At 52.2% G+C, this 14,574-nt stretch carries 12 protein-coding genes; 5 read left to right on the top strand and 7 right to left on the bottom strand.

The window, feature by feature from the left end; genetic code table 11:
- Window positions 1-156: 156 nt before the first annotated feature.
- Together csrA and HG66A1_RS02980 are read right to left on the bottom strand one after the other, a co-directional pair.
- On the bottom strand, window positions 157-369 hold the full coding sequence (gene csrA, locus HG66A1_RS02985) for a carbon storage regulator CsrA (RefSeq protein WP_145180704.1): 213 nt from the start codon (window positions 367-369) through the stop codon (window positions 157-159).
- Window positions 370-897: 528 nt separating this feature from the next.
- Window positions 898-1,224 (bottom strand): HU family DNA-binding protein, encoded by a 327-nt coding sequence (locus tag HG66A1_RS02980; RefSeq protein WP_145036452.1) that lies wholly within the window; start codon window positions 1,222-1,224, stop codon window positions 898-900.
- Window positions 1,225-1,648: 424 nt separating this feature from the next.
- Here HG66A1_RS02980 and HG66A1_RS02975 point away from each other — a divergent pair, with 424 nt between their 5' ends.
- The 3 genes from HG66A1_RS02975 (at window position 1,649) to rsmD (ending at window position 3,651) form a co-directional block, all read left to right on the top strand.
- A complete protein-coding gene (locus HG66A1_RS02975) occupies window positions 1,649-2,212 on the top strand; it encodes a response regulator transcription factor (RefSeq protein ID WP_145180702.1) in 564 nt (187 codons plus the stop codon).
- A gap of 183 nt (window positions 2,213-2,395) precedes the next feature.
- Window positions 2,396-2,959, top strand: a complete 564-nt coding sequence (locus HG66A1_RS02970; RefSeq protein WP_145180700.1) for an FHA domain-containing protein — start codon at window positions 2,396-2,398, stop codon at window positions 2,957-2,959.
- A gap of 104 nt (window positions 2,960-3,063) precedes the next feature.
- Window positions 3,064-3,651 carry a 16S rRNA (guanine(966)-N(2))-methyltransferase RsmD gene (gene rsmD, locus HG66A1_RS02965; RefSeq protein ID WP_145180698.1) on the top strand — a complete coding sequence of 196 codons (588 nt, stop codon included), beginning with the start codon at window positions 3,064-3,066 and terminating at the stop codon, window positions 3,649-3,651.
- Between the two features lie 80 nt (window positions 3,652-3,731).
- Here the strand turns inward: rsmD and HG66A1_RS02960 are convergent, their stop codons facing one another.
- From HG66A1_RS02960 to HG66A1_RS02950, 3 genes are all read right to left on the bottom strand, one after another.
- Complete coding sequence (locus HG66A1_RS02960) at window positions 3,732-6,638, bottom strand: efflux RND transporter permease subunit (RefSeq protein WP_145180696.1); 2,907 nt, start codon at window positions 6,636-6,638, stop codon at window positions 3,732-3,734.
- A gap of 525 nt (window positions 6,639-7,163) precedes the next feature.
- Window positions 7,164-7,964: an MBL fold metallo-hydrolase gene (locus HG66A1_RS02955; protein WP_145180694.1), complete on the bottom strand. Its 801-nt coding sequence runs from the start codon at window positions 7,962-7,964 to the stop codon at window positions 7,164-7,166.
- 255 nt (window positions 7,965-8,219) lie between these two features.
- Window positions 8,220-9,566: a hypothetical protein gene (locus HG66A1_RS02950; protein ID WP_197996955.1), complete on the bottom strand. Its 1,347-nt coding sequence runs from the start codon at window positions 9,564-9,566 to the stop codon at window positions 8,220-8,222.
- A gap of 235 nt (window positions 9,567-9,801) precedes the next feature.
- On the opposite strand from HG66A1_RS02950, the gene HG66A1_RS02945 reads away from it, so the two are divergent.
- Entirely contained in the window at window positions 9,802-10,542 is a 741-nt protein-coding gene (locus HG66A1_RS02945; RefSeq protein ID WP_145180692.1) for a rhamnogalacturonan acetylesterase, read from the top strand.
- Between the two features lie 33 nt (window positions 10,543-10,575).
- Here HG66A1_RS02945 and HG66A1_RS02940 read toward each other — a convergent pair whose 3' ends face one another.
- Window positions 10,576-11,673 (bottom strand): cellulase family glycosylhydrolase, encoded by a 1,098-nt coding sequence (locus HG66A1_RS02940; protein WP_145180690.1) that lies wholly within the window; start codon window positions 11,671-11,673, stop codon window positions 10,576-10,578.
- A gap of 176 nt (window positions 11,674-11,849) precedes the next feature.
- Here HG66A1_RS02940 and HG66A1_RS02935 point away from each other — a divergent pair, with 176 nt between their 5' ends.
- Window positions 11,850-13,061 (top strand): sialidase family protein, encoded by a 1,212-nt coding sequence (locus HG66A1_RS02935; RefSeq protein WP_145180688.1) that lies wholly within the window; start codon window positions 11,850-11,852, stop codon window positions 13,059-13,061.
- Window positions 13,062-13,082: 21 nt separating this feature from the next.
- Here the strand turns inward: HG66A1_RS02935 and HG66A1_RS02930 are convergent, their stop codons facing one another.
- Entirely contained in the window at window positions 13,083-14,492 is a 1,410-nt protein-coding gene (locus HG66A1_RS02930; protein ID WP_145180686.1) for a hypothetical protein, read from the bottom strand.
- Window positions 14,493-14,574 lie beyond the last annotated feature (82 nt).

Below are 14,574 nucleotides of genomic sequence, written 5' to 3'. Positions count from 1 at the left end.
CTTTCCATCGGATAAGTCAAGCGGACGGCGTTAATAGAATTCAGGTTCTCTGAAAAAAAACGGGAATACGCCAACTGAATGGAATCGGGCTGAAATCAGTCGCTAAAAAAAGCCGCTGTGAAGCGGCTTTCTAGTATTCATAGATGCACAGCAGAATTATTGCAGCAACTCGGAAGCATCATTCTCAGATCCTGAAACCGAATTCTGTTCGTTCTGAATTGCTTCGTAAACTTCGCTACGATGAATGGGTACTTCGCGGGGCGCTTCAATCCCCAGACGCACTTTGTCGCCGCGAATTTCAACAATCGTAATTACGATGTTTTCATCGATTACGATCTTTTCATTTTTCTTGCGAGATAAAACTAACATGCCATCTTCTCTCTCAGGATGACTGATCATCCTACGTAAATCCTGACGTAGTGTGCCGCGAATTAAAGGGACACTACAACGATCCATCAGTAGTCGCACTGAGATCAATTAACGTTGAGATTTTACATGCCCACATTTATACCGTCAAGAGGCTGGCGCGCGGGATGAGCGCACAGGCCGTCCAATGTGAGCCCTTCAGAAGAGGCAGTAGAGAAAATGAGGCGTTACACTGCAGGCGCAACATGTACTATAAAATACACTTACAGCAAGAGTTTCCCCTTCCGACGGTAATCGGAAAGACTTTACAAAAAACGCTTTAATTTCGAAGAAATTTTGCTTTTTTTGAGTTTTTGACCTGAATCGGGCTTTTTCTCGAGAAAACCTGATGAGGTATTCCAGAGCAACGACCGGCGGTTCCGTTCAAAGCGAGTAGAGGAAACTACTACCCGAATTCAAATTTGATGCAGCTTCTACGAAGAGAAGCTGCATCGGAATGAATTCGTTCATCCTGCAATCAAACGCAGGAGACTAGACCATCTCTTTGAGTGCTTTGAGAGGTCGAACCTTGACGACGTTGCGAGCAGGCTTTGCAGCAACCTGCATCATTTCGCCAGGCTTGAATGGATTGGGACGGGTGGTGGCTTTGGTAGCCGGCTTACGCTGAACCTGAATCTTCAGCAGACCAGGTACGTTGAAGACACCAGGACCACGCTTGCCAAGGTTCTTGGCAATCAGTGTGCTTAATTCATCAAGAACAGCGGTAACTTCTTTCTTAGTGAGTCCAGAACCTTCAGCTAGTGCATTGAGGATCTCTGTTTTGGTAAGTGGCTTATCTTTCGTAGCCTTTGCTGCCATTGTGAACTCCTGATACTGGTAAATGAAAATGAAAGAAGTGGACTACCACCTCGTCATAGTGTGTTGTCATATCCGTGTTGTGGTCAGGCAAAAAACGTTGTTTTCCCCTAGAACCAAGCGTAAGTAAAGTATTTGTAAATCCAAAAGTCAATGTGTTTGCCCCTGTTTTTCAGGAGTTTTTGTTATTTACGCCGAAAAAAAAACTTTTCCTGTGTCATTTTTCAGACGCTGTGAGATAATAAATTCTTGGTATTTCTCACCAGAAGATCCAGATTCAACCCACACTACTATTGACGAATGAGAGTGAATTCACACACCACTTTTTAACAGGATCGTTATCGCGAAAAAATTACCGCCGTATAGTTCCATTCACAAAGCAGGCCCGACGGAATCGGGGACACTGAATTAAGGAGTCTCCACTACTATGGCAACACACGAACCGCGCTTGGACATGACCTCTTCGATTGTCAATCATATCCTGGTCGTTGAAGACGATCCGGATACGGCGTTCTTCATCAAAACTCTGTTGGAAGAACATCACTATCATGTCACCCTGGCTAAAGATGGCGGCCAGGCTCATTCATCTTTCTCAATGCACAAACCTGATTTTGTCATCCTGGATCTGATCATGCCCCAGGAGAGCGGGTTTGAAATCTGCGAGCATATGAAGCAACGGGAAGGCGACGTCCCGATTCTGATTCTGACAGCCATCGATTTACCAGAGTCCCGTGAACTGGCTGCACGCGTGGGTGCGAACGGGTACCTGCTCAAACCCTTTGATCCCGACGAACTCCTGGAACTGATCCGGGAGATCGCAGACGATGCCTGGGAAGAAGGACACCTCACCGATCATCGAGAACAGCAGGAAGAACGCATACAGTTTTCCTGCGGCTGCGGCAAGAAACTGAAAGTCCGCAGTAAACACCGGGGCCGCACGATGACCTGCCCCGCCTGTAACGACGCATTAATTGTCCCACTACATGATTGATCCACTTCTGAAAAACAAAGCAGCGAGGAAAACATGACCTGATCCAGTCCCTTCATTTCTGTGCCGTACGAACCAGTACGATACGAAGTTATTCAAACCAGCCTGCCACTTTTAAGTCTGTTGAAATTGACCATCATTGTTCACAGCACGAATCACATCTTCCTGATGTAAGGCCCGCCAGACATGCCCAAATTCATTATAAAAACAGGTAAATACCAGGGAAAAACGCTCAAACTCCCTCCAAGAGAGGTCACACTTGGACGCGACCCCGAATGTGAAATTCGCATCCCCGATCCAGATGTCAGCCGAAAGCATTGTCAGTTTTCGATACGGGAGGGCACACTCTACGTCGTTGATCTGAAGAGTCGTAATGGCACCTATGTCAACGACCGGGTAATTCAGACAGAGACCCCGCTGCAACCGGGAGATCAATTGCGCGTCGGACCAATGCTGCTTGAGTTGGCCGGCGTCCGGAAAGCCATCCCGAAGCCTGCAAATCTCAACCCCGACCAGGCGGCTCCCCTGTCCGATGATGACATTTCCACCTGGCTTTCTGAAGAAACGCCGGAAGGGGAACCGGGCGAATCGATTGGCGATACCACCATTATCTCTGCATCACAGTTACCTCAGCCGGAAGCACCTGTTCCGAAATCAAAGAAGGAGTTTCACTCAATTGCCGAAGAAGCGGCCGAAATCATTCGGCAGCACTGGGCAAAAGTGGCCCGGCAGAAGCAGGAAAAGCAGTGATCCTTCTCTTTGCCGCGTCTCCGTTATACAATCGCGACATCGTATTTTGTTGTGTTTCGTGTGAATCCCGAGATTCACGCTCGATTTATTGAAATGTCATTACCGTGCGTATTATTGCTGGCAAATATCGTCGACGTAAATTACAGGCTAACCCCGGTCAGACCACCCGTCCCATTACCGACTTCGTCAAGGAAGTCCTTTTCGAATGGCTCGGAGATTCAGTCAAAGACAAGCGAGTGGCGGACATTTACGCTGGAACCGGATCGCTGGGACTGGAAGCACTCAGTCGCGGCGCGACCAGCGCCGTGTTCATCGAACAGGACCGGAAGGCTCACGAGTTGCTGAAACAGAATGTGGCGCACGTCGGCGTTGAAGCAGATTCCCTCTGCTGGAAGACCAACGCCCTGCTCTCGTCGTTCCGTCCCAAAAATGTGCCAGACTTCGTCCCCTTCGACCTGATCTTCTTCGATCCCCCTTACAAAATGATCGATGATCTCAAGCCCGGCTCCCGGCTATATGAATCAATGCAGCGACTGGCCCGTGACAACGTTTCCAGCCCCGACTGTCGCCTGCTACTCCGCACGCCCCGCGACGCTGAGTTCGAGGCACCTCCGGAATGGGAGCAATACGACCTGCTGCAGAAGTCGAGCATGGATATCTACTTCCTGAAAAAGCAGGAACCATCGGCGTGATCCCTGCTCCCTGAAGAGCCTGGTAAAACCTAGACTTGACGACGCGGCAATCTCAACACAAGGTCAATTTAGATAGCGACTTACGTCTCAAAAGACTGCTCAGACTGAGCCCGCTTGACCACATGTGACAGATGGGGCTTTGACTCTTTCCCTTCCTGCAACAGCGGATGTTTCTCAGTCGCTTTCTGCTCTCGTTTCTGCGAGTTCACAATCAGCGTTCCCAAGGGGCCAGCCAGCAGTGCGGGCAGAAAGATGATGTCGGCCAGCAGTGCTGCAGTAATCAACGCACACATGAGAATGCCGAAGCGACTTACCAGCAGTAATTCTGCCGGATAGAGCATTGCCAGACTGATCGCCACCACGGCACTGGTCTGCCACATCGCAGGGCCACAATGCCCCAGCGCTGCAGCCACCGCTTCACTCTTGGATTTGCCTTCTTCGATTCCGATTTTGAACCAGGTCAGCAGATGCAGAGTGCCGTCCACAGCGATCCCCAGTGCGACGGATGCGGTAATCATCGTTCCAATATCGACGGCCACGTGCATCCAGGACAACAGCCCGAAGATCACACCAATGGGCATCAGGTTCGGCAACATCGTAATCAGACCTGCTGTCGGACTCCGCAGCAGCACCATCATTACCACAGCGATGACAGCAAAGGCCAGCCCAAAGCTTTTGATCAAGCTCTCCAATACAGCCTGCTGGGTTCGCAGAAACAGGGGAATCGTTCCGGTCACCAGATGCGTCGTCCCGGCATGATCACGTAAGACAGACTGCGTTACCTGGTTCAATTCATTCGTTAGATCCGCGTAGTTGAGATCGGTCATAATGGCGACCTGTGCGGTGATCCGCCACATTTCGTCACCCTTCTGAATGTCGACCATTCGTGCGCCGTTCGCGGTTTCCTGCTCCAGATCCGCAGTGTGGTCGGCAATATTCAGAAATGATTTTACGGTATCCCCTTCCAGGTTTACTTCGCCTGATTTTTCCTTTTTCAGGCTCTCGCGAACGCGGCGTTCGGTCTCGTTCACCCGTTTGGCGTGACGCAGTTTCTGGAAGGTACTCGCATCTTTGGGCAGTGGTTCAGAGACGGGACGAAAATCAGCCAGCGAGATCGTACCGCTGATCTCAGGATGTTCGGCGATTTTCCGCTCGATGTTTCGCACCAGTTCGACACGTTCTTCAAAGTTCAGATCTTCCTGTGCTTTTTCATCGAAACAGATCACGGTATCGACGGGGGTAATCCCCGACAGGTTCTCTTCCAGGAACAGGTAGTCCTGAATCACGCGGGAAGAGTCGGGAAAATACCGGATCACTTTGGTCTCGGTCCGGAACCATTTGAACCCGTAACAGGCGGCAACAAAAATCGCCAGGCAGGAGAACGAAACCAGCCACTGGTGCCGTGACAGTCCCCGCCCGAACGCCTGCCAGTGTCGGGTATCGATCTCCGAAGCTTTCGGCGGCTTAGCCGGCCATAACTGGAGTAACGAAGGCAGACCGTAAAGCACCATCAGCAGGGAAACCACACAGCCGATCGAAGCATAGAGCCCAAAATCGCGAACTGGTGATAACGGGCTGGTCAGCAGTGAAGCCAGACCAATGGCTGTTGTCAGACTTGCCATCATACAGGGAGCCCGTGCCATCTCCACCGCTTTGACGACAGCGGTTTTCATATCTACATGGGCTGCGTGCTTCCAGTAATTCGCAACGTGAATCGACCCGGACAGCGTTAGTACGGTCAATAGTGTCGGCATAACGACCAACACCATATTCATCGTGCCGCCCGTCATGGGAATGATGGAAACCGCGACAAACGTCGTGTAATAGGAGACCAGCAGCACCAGGCAGGCCAGGCGCACACTCCGCAGCATCAGGAATGCCAGGGCAATTCCGATCAGTCCGGAGAACAGCGTCACCGAGCGTTTATGGAACTGCCACAGAGGATACGCCGTGTTCCAGGAGGACTCTTTTACCATCCGGTTCAGAGCAGCCCCCGCAACCGGGCGTCCCCCCATGTGGAGGTTTTCTGCCGGAATACCTGCATCAACGGCAGCTGTTTTAATGGCTGCAACTGCCGAGGCATGGTCGGCATCGCCTGTATCGGAGAGTGAAATCGCGACTGCGATGGGAGTACCAATGGCGAAAAAACAGTCTTCAATGAGCTTGGGTTCTTCACCCAGCTGATCGCTTTTCGCTTCCTGGTCCGCAGCAGTCGAAGCCCCAACCAGGATCTCGGGACGCCTTAAAGACAGGGCGATTTCTTTGATCTGGTCGGCCTGTTTTGAATGAGCCTGCATCCGCGGCCAGATTAACTGAAAATCGTGTTCGGGGATCGCCTCGACCAGCGCCTTGAAGTCGACCTGATCTTCGTCCGGCTCTTCCACTGGTGCATCAGTAACGGTGCCTTCTTCCGTCTCATCAACCATTTCCACCCAGGGAGTGAAAGCGGGTTTGACAGTCAGATCGATGCCCAGCTCGCGCTTGGTGGTTGCTATCAGTTCCTGAATCGTCTGTTCTCGTCGTTTTTTACCAGCGGGGCTCAAACGTACCTTAAGCATCCCCGTCCCGATCAGAACCCCCTTCAGGCGACGCTCTGCTTCATCAGGGTCGATGTGGTAATCCACCATCTTCTGAATCGCATCCTGGGGAGTTGCGACGTCCAGAATGTAAGGTGAACCACCCCGACGAACGCCTTTAGCATCTTTCTGCCCCAGCAAGGACTGCTTCAGTCGGTCAGCGCGCAAGTCCGTCAGCGAACTGCCATCCCAGGAGACCAGCACGCGATCTTCAATACCGAAGCTGTCACGATGCCACTGCAGAACTTTTGACTGTGGATCATCAGGGGGGAGCCAGTTCTCAACGTTGTTCTCCTGGCGGATCTCCCGCAACACTCCAAACAGCACCGGAGTGACGAAGATCATCAGAACCACAACCCACAAAGATAGACTGTGTCCCCATGGATCGCGTTTTTCAAAAAACGAAGCCATTACTTAATCCATTAGCCGAGTAGGCTTTATCAATAACATGAATTCGCGTTCGAAAATCAGGGAACTGCGAGATTCATATTGAAAACGGTTTGATCCAAAATTTCTCAACAACTGAGCCCGACTTGAGCTTTCTTCACTGAAAAACAGGAAAATGCTCAAACCAGATCTCATGAATTGTCACGGTTTCGCTAAATGAATCAATCTCGAATGCATAAAAAATAGAAATGCCCGCTTCCGCTGCTCGATTTGAATTGCGTTGTTCCGGTCAACGCATATCGGTATTTTTCGTCGCCGCGTCTGGTTAAACTTGTCGCAGCACAGGCAACATCTGTGATTATCGTAAAGATCCTGCGCATGATAGCAGTTTTGACGATTATAGCAGCAGGAATTTGCCCTCTGGGAGCTGCTTCTCCCTTAAAAAGTGGAAAATACAACCACGAGAGCGCGTTTCAGACACCTGTATTCATAGCGCGCAGGGCGTATCACGTGAACACAAGGTCATACAAAAGCACTGAAAATCAGACGTTATTCGGCTGTTTCCGGGTCAAAGCCTTTGAGCAACTCTTCGTCCCACTCGTCCTGTAAGGGCCAGTCAACCGCACAGGTACCGAAGTCCGCCATATGCAGATATGTGTTCAAGCGGTCAATGGTTGATTGCAGCAGTTCCCGTTTATTGCGGAAAATAGGACCGTGGCTGGGGAGCAGCCATTTCGCGTCACAGTCGCGGATCCGCTCCAGGGACGCGATGAAATCAGGAATATCCGAACCGTGGTGGGCATCAATGTGACCAACGCAGCCATCCCGGTAGATGTTATCCCCGGAAAACAGCAGATCGCCAAAACGGAAGGCCAGCTGTCCGTCGGTGTGTCCGGGGGTGTGCCAGACTTCCAGTTTGACGTCGCCCCCCAAGTCAATCACATCGCCTTCATTGACTTCCCGATCAACCTTGCAAGCAGGCATATCGATAGAAATACCCTGGGCGCTGATCTCGGCGTAAGTGCTGATCCGATCCCCTTCCTCCAGTGGTTTGGCTGCACTGGGATGCGCGACGACCTGGGCATTGGGCAGGAGTTCTTTCGCTTTACTCAACCCCTGAATGTGGTCGACATCAGCGTGGGTGGCAATCAGATATTTGCAGTTTGCCAGCGGAAAATCCATCTGCCGGATCATCTCGATGATTTCGGAAACGGTATCTTCGTAACCGATATCGATCAGTAACCACTCATTCTGGTCGTTAAATACCAGATAGACACAACACCCCAAACGCTGTCTGGCCTGATAATTGATTTCGATCACGTGGGGAAATACTTCGCGTCGGGGTAACATACCCGTAAGCTCCTCGTAGTTTTAAGCGCGGCGGTTGTTTTGAGATTCGGAACGGAAAGACCGGTCAGGCACTGGTTACAGAAATTGAATATCCAGCAGACAGAAAGCCCTGTAAATCAGTCTTTGCACTGCCGTCATTCTAAGCGGGGGAATTCACCGAAACAACCAATATCAAAGCAGATGTAGGGGTATATGTCTGATTTCATAGACAAAACCGCTACGTCTTCGATTCACATCGACAGCCGCAGAACCGATTTACAGCTTCCAGTACTTGGGAAGCCCCTTCCGGGTTTCGATCAGGATCTCCAGAATCGCCCGACGGTCCTCGACACTGAGATGCGCGTACTCCTTACTCTGGTTCTTACCAGTCAGCACTTCCCACAACTGACGATATACCACTTCCAGAACCGGCTCAGGCAGGCTTTCGAACGACTCGCTGTAGATCAGGTAGCTGCAAGGATACTTGAACAATCGCCGCTTCAGATCAAAGTCGCGTAACGAACGACCCTGGCTGTCTCGCGGGCCTGCTTTGGAAAACTCAGCCTGGAAACCGGAGATCCCCTGAATCTGATCTTCCAGCTGCAGTTCGTCTGCAAACAGCATGTAGTCCACGAGCCGTTTTGCGGAGCTCTCGTAGCGTCGCTTTGTGCTGTCACTCTGAAACGCTGCTTCCCGTTCCAGCATGCGGTTCATCACCAGGGAGTCCCGATCGGTAATTCGCCCTTCAAACTGCGCCCGGGTGATCAAGTTATGCATCTTGGCCTGATGTTCCAGAACCATCAACGACACAATATCACTGTAAGGCGTCAGATAAGGGTCAGTGTCGAACCAGCGTTCAAGGTCGTCGGCGTTTGCTCCACGATCTCGATTCAGATTCCGTGCACTGTCTCCCTGTCGGAAGATCAGGTTTCCCATGTGACGCATTTTTCCATGCGTTCCTGAGACGTACCAGCCCCCCCAGCGTTCTTCGAAGGGACTGCTGTGGTCGCTACGATAAGTTCCCTCACGGAACACAGGCATTCCATCCGGCCCCGGATAAACCGACCGCATGACATGCCCCGGCACTCCCTGTGTCATGGAACCGGCATGGCACTGCGTGCATTCAAACGTCTTCCGGACAAATTGGGGACGTGATGCTTCAAACTGTGAGAGCGTGTAAAAAACGGTTCCCAGTTCTGGATCGCTGGCCGAAACTTCCAGCACGGAGCCCCCCTGCACGAAGCCGAGGTACAGATCGTCATTGTAATACAACGCACGTGGCGATAACGGATCGATGCGTTTGACCTGCAGACTCGTCTTGGAAAAGACCAGCACCTGCGAAGAAACTGGAATCTTCAACGCATCCAGTACCGCAGGCAGGTAGCCACGGCCCTCTTTCCGATCAAATGTCAGTTTGGCTTCACCTGCATCCAGTTTTTTCTGAAAGCGGGAGATCGCATTAGCGGGAGTGGCCTGATTATAGTTGATCGGTGCCTCTTCGAAATTGACCTGGGCCGATGCAGATCCGGTCCCCACCACACCAAAGGCAGCCAGGCAGACAATCACCCAGCACAAACTGAGTTTGAAAGGCGACAGAATTTTCGACTTCGGGAACACGTTCATCGGTGGAGCACTTCTTTCAACGGGCGGGACGTTATCAGAGTCAGATGATCCAAGCTCTGATTTGAGGCTTGAGGCAGGTATCCAGCTTTAATATCGGATATTAATATCCATTTTATTTACTAATTATCCCCTGTCAACATACTTTTCAGACTGGTCTTCTCATTTTAAACTGATTCAACAGTAAAAACAGCACCTTCTTACCTGAAAACAGCGACACAAATAGAAAACCAACATCATGAAAATCACCAGACTCCCTGTCGTACTGCTCCTGAGTTTTCTCATCCACATTCCGGTCTTCATGAGAAGCAGCCTTGAAGCCGCTGAGCCAGCCCTCCGCATCATGCTGATCGGCGACTCAACAGTCTCGGATTACCATAAACGTCCCAAAGACAAACCAGACCTGACCGGCTGGGGACAGGTTTTCGGCGAATATTTCAACGACGATGTGACCATTCTGAACCGGGCCCTCTCCGGTCGCAGTTCCAGCAGCTTCATCCGCGAAGGACGCTGGAAAGATGCGATCGAAGAAAAAGCAGATTACCTCTTCATCCAGTTCGGCCACAACGACTGTCCCGGCAAAGGTGATCGGGAAACTGATCCTGCAACGACCTATCAGGACTATCTCAAAAAATATATCGATGAAGCCCGCGCCGCAGGCATGCAGCCGGTTCTGGTTACTCCCATGACACGTCGCGTATTTGAAAACGGAAAGATCAGAACCATTCTACGTCCATACGCCGAAGCCATGCTCAAAGTCGGCCAGGAAAAAAATGTACCCGTCATCGACCTGCACCAGAAAAGCGTCGCCCTGTTCAACCAGTTGGGAGATGCGGGCAGTGCGTACTTCAGCCCCAGCAAAGATGACCGCACTCATTTCTCAGGGAAAGGCGCCCGCGAGATCGCCCGGCTCGTTGTGGAAGAGGTTCCAGCCAAAGTCCCCGGCCTGAAACCCTACCTCAAGCAGCCAGTTCCCTGATCGCTGTGAGGCAGCTTCAGCCACTTTATGGTATCACTGCGTCTCTTTAAACCGGGGACCATTCTGTTTGAAGAACTCCAGCCAGCGGGCCATGATGGCATCACTTATCGTGGTCCCCTGCTGATATTCCTGCAGGCTCTGACCCCAATAAAAGCCGATCCAGCCCTCCGCATATTTCCGCGATTCGAGCATAAACTGTTCAAATTCCTCGGGGGAACTCTTCAGCGGAAACGTTTCTTCAATCACCAGTGGTTTTCCGATATCGAAACCTTTGAGCGTCTCTATCGCCTCGTCCACTTTACCTTTCTCGGGATAGAGGTGCACACAGATGAAATCCAGATGTGCGCTCACCTTCTCAGGCACAAAACCAGACTGCAGCCCTTTTCGTTCCAGACTCCACGGAACCATGCCGACCGTGATCAGGTGATTTGAATCCTGTTCGCGAATCGCTTGAGCGAGCGTTTTGATCCAGGCTGCCGCAATCTCAGGACGCGTCCGCTCATCCGGGCTGAGCGTAATCCGCTGCACGAAATGCTTGCCTGCAAACCCGGGACCCAGCCAGTCGGTCCCTTTTTTCTTTCCGCCGTGCACCACCGGTTCATTCATCAGATCGTAGCAGAAAATGGCCGGACTCCCCGCACACCGCTTCGCGACTGCTGACCAGAAATGCGTCTGAGCTTCCCAGCGGCCTTGATCGCTCAGAGCATCGTACCAGGCGGGCACGTCCTGTTTGTGATAACAGCCCAGGCCGGTCAGATCGAGATAGAGCCCGGTCTGCTCCGCAAGTTCCAGAAGATCGCCCAGTTTCTTGAGGGCCTCTTTGCGTGGCTGATCGGGGGCCGACATGAACTTGCCGAACTGAATGTGAATCCGCACTACATTCGCCCCGAGGGCTTTCATCTCGGCAAAGTCGGCTTCGATCTCCTGCCACTCTTTATCCCAGTAATCTTCCAGCAGGCGGCTTTTCCGATCGTGATCGTAATTGAAGCCCCAGGGAACAAAGCGTTGCTGAGACTCCGCGGTCACGAACGATTTTCCATCCGCGCTGACCTGAATCCATTCCAGTTCAGCAGCCTGCAGATAACTAGCAAACCAGAGACAGACAATGACAGCCAGCGAGCGCGCACACATAATTCGACTCCAGAAACAGGAGTAAGGGAAAAGGACTATAGAGAAACATTGTAAATTCTGCCGCTGGAAGAATTCAACAACTCATTCAACAGGTTCCCTGCTCTGCTATTGAGGAAGCCTTGCATTCAGCGTATCGTTAAAGGACTTACCAGATCTCATTCAACCAGAGGTTCTCCATGAAAATTCGCAGCCTGCTCTGTCTCGTATTAAGCCTGTTGACTATCGGTCCGGCGTCACTTTCCGCAGACGACTCAGCACCACTCACCTATGAAATCGACCTGAGAACCGTGCGGGAAGGCTTTGACGGCAAGACCTGCTGGGTACAGGCCCGTGCGGGTGCGATTCCCCAGTCGGACGATTTTCCGGCAACCGTGGTCCTCACGATGCAGAAGCTGCTCCTGACCGGTTCGGATGTGTTCTATGCCCTGAATGAAATGCGGACCAATGATGGCAAAAACTGGATTGGCCCCATCAAACACGAGACCCTGGCCCGTCGTCGGCTCTCTGACACGCGTGAGATTGCCATTTGTGATTTCACCCCCGGCTGGCACGCGAAGACCAAAAAACTGTTAGGGACCGGACACTCGGTCCGCTACGAAAACAACAAAGTCATGCATGTTCGCAAGCGTAGCGTTGCGTACTCGGTTTACAATCAGCAGGACCACACCTGGTCCGACTGGACGACGATGAGCATGCCTGACGAATCCCGCTTCGAAGACTGCGGCGCCGGCTCCGCACAGCGCTGGGATCTACAGGATGGCACGATCCTGCTTCCCGTTTACTTCAAGCCCAAAAAAGAAAAGCAGTACAGCACCACTGTGGTCCTTTGTGACTTTGACGGTGAGAAACTGACTTACAAAAAGCATGGCAGCACACATACGGTGCCGGTGAAGCGGGGCCTGTACGAACCGTCTATCACAAAATTCCAGCAGAAGTATTACCTGACAATGCGGAATGATGATAAAGGCTACGTCTCCGTCAGCGATGACGGCCTGAACTATTCAAAGCCGGTCGTCTGGAAATTCGGCGATGGCGAAGAACTGGGTAACTACAACACGCAGCAGCACTGGGTCACACACAGTGACGGTCTCTTTCTGGTTTACACACGTCGTGGTGCGAACAATGATCACGTCTTCCGGCACCGGGCGCCGCTGTTCATGGCAGAAGTCGACCCTGCTACTCTCCGTGTCAAACGGGATACCGAACGGATTATCGTCCCCGAAAAAGGGGCCCGCATGGGCAACTTCGCCGTCGTCAACATCAGTCCCTCTGAAACCTGGGTCGTTGTTGCCGAGTGGATGCAGCCGATCGGCATCGAAAAATATGGTAGCAACAACCGGGTCTACACATCCCGGATCAAATGGTCTCGACCATCTAAAACGGAATAGGCGATTCCAAAAGCGCTGCTACTATTGCTTGCCCGCAACCAGTTCCCGTAACGTCTGCATCAGCACATCCTCGACTTCCGGTGCCGTACGTGAAACGCGGCCGGTTTCGTAGCCTCCCTGGGCATACGCGATCGTCGTGCCGATATAACCGGGGCCCTGATCGCCATAAGCGGCCATGCAGACGAAATCCTCGGGGGCCATTTTCTGCGCTGCGAGCTGATATTCCACGAACAGTTCGCCCGGCATATGGACCACCTGGGCCGGTCCGATTTTCAGGCGGGTGATGTCGATCGTCTCTCCAGCCTGTGTCCGTTTCAGATAATCCAGATCACGGGCGGCCCGGATACGATCGGTGATCCGTCCCTTAGGATTTTTTAAAATCGTAGTGAGCTTTTCTTCGTCCAGCGTATCCCGCAGCGGAAGCAGCACCGGTTTCACACTCCAACTGACATCCTGTGCTGTTACCGGTGTTTTTTCGGTCGACTTCCAGGCGGCTTGCATCCCGTCTGCCAGTCGTTGTGCGAGCAGAGGGCGGTTCTCCGGATCACCGTTGTTATACTTCCCGGCACCGATGTTGCCACCTGCACCATCGAAATGAATCTGCAGGGCGCCGGGCAACTGTTTTTCATGCAGTCCCCGCGCCAGGCCCACCGTGTCACAACTGATGCCGCCACGTCCGTAATAACTTTGTGGATGCGTCGCGTAATAACTGAGTACGACCAGAGGCTGATCCCCGTCCCACAGGCTGAGCAGACGGACATAAGGATCGATCACACCTTCCGGTGACTTGATGGCAGCCAGGTTTCGGGACGAACTGAATCGCACGATTTTCACTTTGCCATCCGGTCCCAGGATGCGACGATTGGAAGCAAACTGCTTCACCTTCCCTTTCCCGGTTCCGACGTGGGTCACGGGGCGGGCCTGTTTCAGACTCTGCTGTGCCGCTTCGATAGTACGCTGCATCACATCTTTCAAATACGCTTCCTGGTACATCACCCCATCCAGGCCGTTCTCTTTGAGCCGTTGATTCGCCGTGATATCGACGCCGGGGGCGTCGTGCTGATGCAGGCAGTGAACCGCACAATGATCGGGCGATGTTCCGACTGCTGCCGCCAGTGCTTTCTTCCATTCATCCTGGGCACCGTTGTTCGCTCCCACCCAGTCCAGGGCCAGCAGGACGATCGGTTGATCTCCGCCCAGCAGAATCATGCCGCGAGCACTCAACGGATCCACGACTTTCTTAGCCGGCGCAATGTGCCCGTAACAGAGCGGATGCCCGATGGGGGGTGTGATGTCGATCGCAAACGTCGCGACTTTGAGTGTCTTTTCCTTTGACTGTTTTGGGGAATCTTCTGCGAAGACAGGGACTACCAACAATAACAGAGTACAGAGACTGAGGACGATCATACGGGGCAGGGACTTTGCGGACATCGGTTGACTTTCCTGAGAAATTGGGTGTGAGGATAGTTTCGGATGGAAGCAGACAGTATAACAGATTTTTGATTCGTCTGCC

This window comes from Gimesia chilikensis, from assembly GCF_007744075.1.
In the GTDB taxonomy this organism is placed as follows: domain Bacteria; phylum Planctomycetota; class Planctomycetia; order Planctomycetales; family Planctomycetaceae; genus Gimesia; species Gimesia chilikensis_A.
The sequence above is the reverse complement of the archived record's forward strand: the minus strand, read 5'-3'. Positions and strand labels throughout refer to the sequence as shown.

What these genes read in the sequence shown, in the direction of transcription:
- csrA (WP_145180704.1), bottom strand. Translation starts at nt 369, where the DNA reads ATGTTAGTTTTATCTCGCAAGAAAAATGAAAAGATCGTAATCGATGAA.
- HG66A1_RS02980 (WP_145036452.1), bottom strand. Translation starts at nt 1,224, where the DNA reads ATGGCAGCAAAGGCTACGAAAGATAAGCCACTTACCAAAACAGAGATC.
- HG66A1_RS02975 (WP_145180702.1), top strand. Translation starts at nt 1,649, where the DNA reads ATGGCAACACACGAACCGCGCTTGGACATGACCTCTTCGATTGTCAAT.
- HG66A1_RS02970 (WP_145180700.1), top strand. Translation starts at nt 2,396, where the DNA reads ATGCCCAAATTCATTATAAAAACAGGTAAATACCAGGGAAAAACGCTC.
- HG66A1_RS02960 (WP_145180696.1), bottom strand. Translation starts at nt 6,638, where the DNA reads ATGGCTTCGTTTTTTGAAAAACGCGATCCATGGGGACACAGTCTATCT.
- HG66A1_RS02955 (WP_145180694.1), bottom strand. Translation starts at nt 7,964, where the DNA reads ATGTTACCCCGACGCGAAGTATTTCCCCACGTGATCGAAATCAATTAT.
- HG66A1_RS02950 (WP_197996955.1), bottom strand. Translation starts at nt 9,566, where the DNA reads ATGAACGTGTTCCCGAAGTCGAAAATTCTGTCGCCTTTCAAACTCAGT.
- HG66A1_RS02945 (WP_145180692.1), top strand. Translation starts at nt 9,802, where the DNA reads ATGAAAATCACCAGACTCCCTGTCGTACTGCTCCTGAGTTTTCTCATC.
- HG66A1_RS02940 (WP_145180690.1), bottom strand. Translation starts at nt 11,673, where the DNA reads ATGTGTGCGCGCTCGCTGGCTGTCATTGTCTGTCTCTGGTTTGCTAGT.
- HG66A1_RS02935 (WP_145180688.1), top strand. Translation starts at nt 11,850, where the DNA reads ATGAAAATTCGCAGCCTGCTCTGTCTCGTATTAAGCCTGTTGACTATC.
- HG66A1_RS02930 (WP_145180686.1), bottom strand. Translation starts at nt 14,492, where the DNA reads ATGTCCGCAAAGTCCCTGCCCCGTATGATCGTCCTCAGTCTCTGTACT.